This is a genomic window from Calothrix anomala FACHB-343 (genome assembly GCF_014696435.1).
Lineage (GTDB): Bacteria > Cyanobacteriota > Cyanobacteriia > Cyanobacteriales > Nostocaceae > Aulosira > Aulosira anomala_A.
In genome coordinates this window covers 1-6570 of the sequence record NZ_JACJQG010000134.1, presented here as the reverse complement: position 1 = coordinate 6570, position 6570 = coordinate 1, and the positions used below count along the sequence as shown (strand labels likewise).

5 protein-coding genes are annotated in these 6570 nt (G+C 37.9%); 1 reads left to right on the top strand and 4 read right to left on the bottom strand.

The annotated features are described in order from the left end of the window. Positions 1–270: 270 nt before the first annotated feature. Together H6G08_RS36575 and H6G08_RS36570 are read right to left on the bottom strand one after the other, a co-directional pair. Positions 271–720, bottom strand: coding sequence for a hypothetical protein (locus H6G08_RS36575; RefSeq protein WP_190552169.1), 450 nt, complete (start codon positions 718–720; stop codon positions 271–273). A 611-nt stretch (positions 721–1331) separates the two neighbouring features. Continuing rightward, the gene (locus H6G08_RS36570) at positions 1332–2657 is read right to left on the bottom strand and encodes a phenylacetate--CoA ligase family protein (protein ID WP_190552167.1); all 1326 of its coding nucleotides are present in this window, start codon (positions 2655–2657) and stop codon (positions 1332–1334) included. 297 nt (positions 2658–2954) lie between these two features. On the opposite strand from H6G08_RS36570, the gene H6G08_RS37995 reads away from it, so the two are divergent. Further along, positions 2955–3113 carry a type II toxin-antitoxin system prevent-host-death family antitoxin gene (locus H6G08_RS37995; protein ID WP_242046449.1) on the top strand — a complete coding sequence of 53 codons (159 nt, stop codon included), beginning with the start codon at positions 2955–2957 and terminating at the stop codon, positions 3111–3113. A 48-nt stretch (positions 3114–3161) separates the two neighbouring features. On the opposite strand, the gene H6G08_RS36560 is transcribed toward H6G08_RS37995, so the two are convergent. Next, positions 3162–3956 (bottom strand): DUF928 domain-containing protein, encoded by a 795-nt coding sequence (locus H6G08_RS36560; protein ID WP_190552165.1) that lies wholly within the window; start codon positions 3954–3956, stop codon positions 3162–3164. 294 nt (positions 3957–4250) lie between these two features. Further along, entirely contained in the window at positions 4251–6560 is a 2310-nt protein-coding gene (locus H6G08_RS36555; RefSeq protein WP_190552163.1) for a CHASE2 domain-containing protein, read from the bottom strand. Positions 6561–6570: the final 10 nt, after the last annotated feature.

Here is a 6570-nt window from a genome sequence, read left to right as displayed (position 1 = left end):
CAGGCTAAATATGCTCTACTGAAGGACAACCTCGTTTGTCTCAGCCTTAAGTGGAAGCTACCACATTTTCATGCTTGGCGGTGAAATTTTTTCATTGGGACTGCCTTCTGCCCTCTGCCTCCTGCCTTGTCATAACGACAATTTTTAACACCAATCTACTTATTGGACAGATGCTATCTATCAATCAAGGAATTTATTTTGAGTTGTCTCACTAATTTTCGCTGAGAAAATTCGACGATAAATCCTTGATAGATATTGATATGTCAGCATTTAAATTTTTTTAGCCAGCCAATTACTATAATCGGCATAACGTTCGTAGAGGTTATCTATATTATTGATGTCAAAACTATTGAAAGCTTTACCATCAACACCATGTAATCTTTGAACAAACTCGATAAAAGAACCGTAGGGAGTACTAGGAGCAACAAACATTTGTTTGAGCAATGCACCAGATTCATCACTGTATGATAATACTGGTGTCATAAACTTCCACCCTAATTCCTCCATCTGGTGATGTAGTTCCTCCATATCAGCTTGTGGATCAATGTTGTAAGCAGTATGCTGAATACCTTCACCATATAAATCTATAAACTTATTAATTGGTGAATTAGGATCTTTACTTACCGATAAACCTGTCATAGTTGCCCACGGATACTCAGCACTGATACCACTAACTAAGGCAATGTGAGTAGCGGGAAAACGCACAGTCTCAAGCCTCATATGTTCATTAAAACCAAGCAAACTCCATTTTGAGAGAAACCTGGATTCATCTTCAAATGAAGCAACATAAGTAATATGGTCAATATGTCGAATACTTTGAAGGATGTCACTTGTATTTTTTTCAGGGAATAAAACTGAGTTTGGTCTCATAAAGTCAATCTTTTGTTAATATTTCTAATTTCCGTAGGACAAAATTATTCCTATTCAATTGCAGCCAAGAGAACGAAGAAAAGCTTGATTAATTTCTCCTGATATCTGCTAGTGCTTATAGATATAAATTACGTTGTTTGCTTTTCCTCATTCTTACTTTAAATTGCTGGGAATCTATAATTGATACTTGATATTCCTTAAACTCTCAAACTTTCAATAAAGAAACAAGGACAGTTAAGAAACTTAACAATCTTTTTATTAGATATAAGAATAAATTATGATTTTTTATTTTAGTTGACTTAATAATTATTAATATAAATAAAAAATAGCATAATTAAATACAGCGAATTGCAAGTTCCTGAGGTAAAGATAATCGTTGATTGTAGGGGCATTGGCAATGCCATGCCCCGAAGCGCGTACCTCATTTACCTGAAATATGCTGTAATTCCAGCAAATAGCATTTAAATAACATGACTTCTATTAACTAAACGCTTTGCTTTTCCTTCACTACGAGGTAAGCTTTGTGGTGGCATCAACTTGACTTTAGCAGCTATTCTTAAATGATGTTCAAAGTTAAATCTTAATTGCTGCTCTAGCTCAACAAGTAAAGTTTGTTCTTGCCAAATTGAATTCAAAACTTCAACCCAAATTTCAATGTCATCAATTAAATTGATATTATCGTCAATCACAATCTGGTAATGAGGTATAATACCAGGCAACTTCAATAGCACATCCTCAATTTCCGCAGGAAATAAAGTTTTATTTTTGATGATAATTAGGTCGTTAATACGGCCTTTAACACGATCCATCCTGACGAGAGTTCGACCACAAGCACAAGGTTCATAAAATAGGCGTGTAATATCACCAGTTCGGTAGCGAATTAGGGGTGTAGCCTCTTTAGTAATAGTTGTTAATACAAGCTCTCCATATATTCCTTCTTCCATTTTTTCCCCTGTTTCTGGGTTAATAATTTCTGGAATAAAGTGATCTTCATAAATATGCATCCCAACTCGATGAGGACACTCGTGAGCTACCCCTGGGCCAATAACTTCACTTAATCCATAAGTATTATAAGCTACTATATTCCAACGTTGTTCAATGTCATCTCGTAAAGCTTCACTCCATGATTCAGCGCCAAAAATCCCGGCTGCGACTGGCAATAAACGTAAATCAATACCTTCGTTTTCTGCTACTTCACTAATAGTATATATGTAGCTAGGAGTACTCAATATAATGCCACTGCTAAAATCTTGTAAAAGCGTTAAATTCCGTTGCGGTGAAGAGCCAGAAGCAGGAACTACTGTAGCGCCAATACGTTCAATACCGTAATGAAAGCCTAGCCCACCAGTAGCAAGACTATAACCATAAGTGTTTTGAATGATAATTCCAGGTTTTGCACCACTAGCTGCTAAAGCTCGTGCCGTTAGTTCTGACCATAAGTTTAAATCGTTATGAGTATAACCAACAACTGTTGGTTTGCCAGTGGTTCCAGAAGAAGCATGAAGTCGGATAATTGAATCCATTTGAACTGCAAACATTCCAAATGGGTACTGATTGCGTAAATCAGCTTTAGTGGTGAAAGGAAGCAGGGAAATATTGTCTACAGAGCGAATCTGACTAGGATGTATGCCAACAGCATCAAGCTTTTGTTTGTAAAAGGGTATGTGTTCATAAGCTCTTGCTACACATTTTATGAGTCGGTTGCTCTGTAGCTCAGATAAATCTTCCCGTGGCATAGATTCATACTTGCGATTCCAGATGTATGGTTCAAGAGCTAATTTATTCATTGTCCTCAAAAAATGTTTAACAATGAAACTTTGCATATCATTTTCGTCAGGACAAAGACAAGAACAGTTAAGACAGTTAAGATAATTAAGCAAATATTTCACAATTTTTTTAACTGTTGGCTAGTCAGGATTTGATAGATTCCTACCCTCGCGCACTCTCTTGATAATCACCTCTTTTTAGTGTCGTACTCTACCGACTTTTAGACATTGTTGCTACATTGCATAACAATATTCAGCTTCAGGGATAATTTTTGTTATCATATTTAAGCTAAACTCATCAAACAATGTGAATCTTTAATGAACGCAATCAAAAATGTTACATTAACAGAATTTAGTAATAATATTGATAGTCTATTGGATGAGGTACTAGAAAAAGGTATTTCATTGGAAATAAATAAAAATGGCAGATTGTTAAAAATTGTTCCTGTAGAAAAAAAGATAAACTTAATAATTTAACTTTTAAACCTGATGTTATTCAAGGCAATCCCGATGATTTAGTTAATATCAGTTGGGAGCATTCTGGGGGGTACAACAAGGAACAATTGGCGCAGAAGTTGAGTTTTCTAAGTTAGCTTGTTTAAGTAACTCATTCCAAGCTGATGTAATTTCTGAATTTTTGCGTTTATTTCTTTGAATTTCTTCGCCTAATGTGGTTAACGCATTATACCAAATGCCATTTTTAGCAAAAATTGCTGCTTTATCTAAAGGTGTTTGTGCGGTTTCCAGTTGCTTTTGTAATGTAGAGTTCAGCGCAACTTGTGTCATAGAACCGCGAACGTAAACAGATGAAGAGGGTTTTTCTGGATCGCAGTAAATTGAAAATGTCCAACGATAGTTTTTACCAGCTACTAAAGGTGTTTTTGGCTGTACAGCTAGGTTAATTATGCCGGCTGGTGTTTCTGGGGGATTAAATTTTGTGTGATAAATATAATTATCTGCGTCGTCTTGAATGACAAATTCTATAGGAGATTTAGTAGTTAATTTATCGGGGACAAAAAACCAAAATGTCGGGTTTGGCGATGTGGATTGTCCCCAAACGATATCTTTGTTTCCGCTATTGGTTGTAGGTACTAAAGCTGTGAGACTGGCATAATTCTTACAGGAACTGCGACTACCACCACCTTTGCGTCTTCCTATGGGTTCTCCTGGTTTTTCCTGGTTTACTGGTGATACATACTGAATTTTGTTAGTTGATATTAAAGTTTGCGCTTGTCCGGGTGGCACATTTCCGGGAAAGTTCAAAGTACTTAAGGTAATTGCAGAGATTAGGGTTGTTTGTAACCAAAGTGCCTTTTTCATGATAAAAATAATCGCTAATTTATAATAAGTTTGTTGCCTAAGGAGTCGTGTAAAAATAAGTTGAACAATTTAATATTTGTAGTGCGGGCATCTTGCCCGCGCGAGCAAGATGCTCGCACTACTTATTTTTACTTGATGCCTAAGTTGTATACAATGGCTTATTTTACAATTTCGGTAATTTCTGACTGAAATATGCAAATTGAATACTAGTACCGCAAGGCGGAATTCAAAATTCAAAATTCAAAATTCAAAATTAAGACAGAGTAAGCGTTTTGTTGATTTTGAATGGTCTGTTTATTTACGCCGTGCTGTACTAGTAATAACAATCGCGATCGCAGATGGTACTAAAGGTATCCATCCTCCCTGAATGATAATTACATAACAAGCGCCAGATAACAGCATTACTGCTGCACTGATAGTTATAGTTAAATATTTATTAGAAGAAAAAGACCAAGCTATTAACCCACCTGTTAACGACCAACTCCAAATCCAGATAATTTCCCCCCATTGTGTCCACACCCATAATAAAGGTCGATTATCTAAAGCGGCGCTGATAATTTGACTTACCATCTGTGCTTGAATGGTAATTCCGGGTACGGTTTGCGATGGTCTTTTACCGGATGGTGTAGTCCAGTAATCGCTGCTATTATTACTCGTAACACCTATAAGCACAATTCGGTCTTTGATGGCGTTGAGGTTAACTTGTCCTGTGAGAACTTGGGTAAGAGTAACTTGGGGTGCGATCGCTTGGACTGTTGGCGAAAACCGATAATTGAGTAAAATTTGACTACCTTGGGTATCTATTGATTGATAACCGCCTTTAGCTGTTTTTAGCTGGGGGAAGGTTTTATTTGCGAGTTGTAAGTCCCAATCTGGGGTAAATTTGGCATTAATTCCCCGTTGTTGTAAGTACATCAAGGCTAACCGCGTACTAAATGCATAAGCCGGTGTACAAGTTGAGGAAATTGGGTTAGGAGTCATCGCCAATAAATGACGGCGCAGTACGCTGTCGTCATCTTCGATAAAATCGCTAAAGCCTAACCTTGGTTCGGGGATTTCTGGTGGTGGTGCAATCCCCATCGGATCGTATTGTGGATCGGCACGTTTGCAAATGGCAATCAGGCGATCGCTGTTTTGCATTCGTTTAGCTAGTTCTGGTTGCTGGGGATTTACCGCAAAATCTCGGTATATATCTAAACCAATCGCTGCGGGCTGATACTGCTCTAATTTTGTCAATAATAAGTTGAGATGCTTGTCAGATAAGGAACCTTGCCGGGGTTCTTTACCCTGAGCGAGAATATCCTGGTCGGTAATAGTTACTACTAATATTCGAGAATCTGGTGGTTCTGGGGGACGCAGGCGCATTAACAAGTCAAATGCGGCTAATTCTAATGTTTGCAGTCCGCCTAATGTGCGAATTAAGCTGATAATCAAAGTAATAATTAAGCTACTGCCAAAAACTAGGGGTAATTTCCCTAAATTAGGGCTTGGTAGCTGTAAACTTAACTTTTGTCCTGATAAATCTTGCCAACTGGGCGATATTTCCGCCGGATTTTGACAAATAATCGGTAACCAAGTTGCACAGGGAAAGTTACTTTCTAGAGATTGTAATCTTTGTCTGGCTTCCCTCACAGCCGCATATAAACTGTTACCCCGGGAAAACAGCGCTAGAAAATGCTTGAGAAATTCCTGTGCTACCCTATCCGGTACAGGTTCGCGCATGACAATTACCTGGGGTAAATGCAAATCAGCTAAATCTTGTGCTAACTGCAAACCATCACAGGAGTTAAAAATTGCTAATTGCAGACCTTGTGCGATCGCCTTTTGTAATCCATACTTTAATTGGTCAATAGTCAAGGTTTCCTGAGCATTCAGAACGATTTGCCCTTTACCTTGACTAGAACTATGCCCAGCAAAAAAGAGAATATCCCAGCCTGATTCCCATAATTCGGCGGTAATTTGGGAACGGTTAGGTTCAACTAAAAATTTAATTTCACTATGGGGTAATTGCTGAAGTAAAGTTTTATCTTGAGCAATATCAATGTTTTCGCTACTGCCTAAGATAGCTAAAATTTTCACTTTACTGGCAGTCTTTTTGGCAGTTGTTTTCACCGAACGAGCATATTCTGGTGGACTCAAGGCAATTTCGGCTTGATTATAATCATCAAAAAAATGCCACAAACACCAAGGAAGCTGTAAAACCTGGGAAGATTCAGCAGTGATAATACAGCGAATTTCTTCTGTAGGTGAAAGTTGAGTTCGCAGTTTACGGTCAATATTTAGGAATAGCGGACTATTTAACCAATTGTTAAGACCTTGTTGTAATTCTTCACAGAGTTGAGCAAATTCAACTTGAGAAATATGGGTAACATCTTCCTCCTCAATTTCAAAATCCGCCAGATTTCGCCAGCCAATATTGGCATACAATGCTGTATACATTTTTTGCCAACGTTGATAAAGATCCGCCAATTGTGGTGCAGCCGGCAATCCCCCAGTAAACTGCATAGGATGGGGAGTATCTGTTTGCCAAAGTTGAGCAATGACCGTAGGAAATCCTTGTTGTAAATTTCCCTTTCCTAAGTTTAGGACGATCTGTTTACTCATAGTTGGGGAC

What these genes read in the sequence shown, in the direction of transcription:
- H6G08_RS36575 (WP_190552169.1), bottom strand. Translation starts at nt 720, where the DNA reads ATGAGGCTTGAGACTGTGCGTTTTCCCGCTACTCACATTGCCTTAGTT.
- H6G08_RS36570 (WP_190552167.1), bottom strand. Translation starts at nt 2,657, where the DNA reads ATGAATAAATTAGCTCTTGAACCATACATCTGGAATCGCAAGTATGAA.
- H6G08_RS37995 (WP_242046449.1), top strand. Translation starts at nt 2,955, where the DNA reads ATGAACGCAATCAAAAATGTTACATTAACAGAATTTAGTAATAATATT.
- H6G08_RS36560 (WP_190552165.1), bottom strand. Translation starts at nt 3,956, where the DNA reads ATGAAAAAGGCACTTTGGTTACAAACAACCCTAATCTCTGCAATTACC.
- H6G08_RS36555 (WP_190552163.1), bottom strand. Translation starts at nt 6,560, where the DNA reads ATGAGTAAACAGATCGTCCTAAACTTAGGAAAGGGAAATTTACAACAA.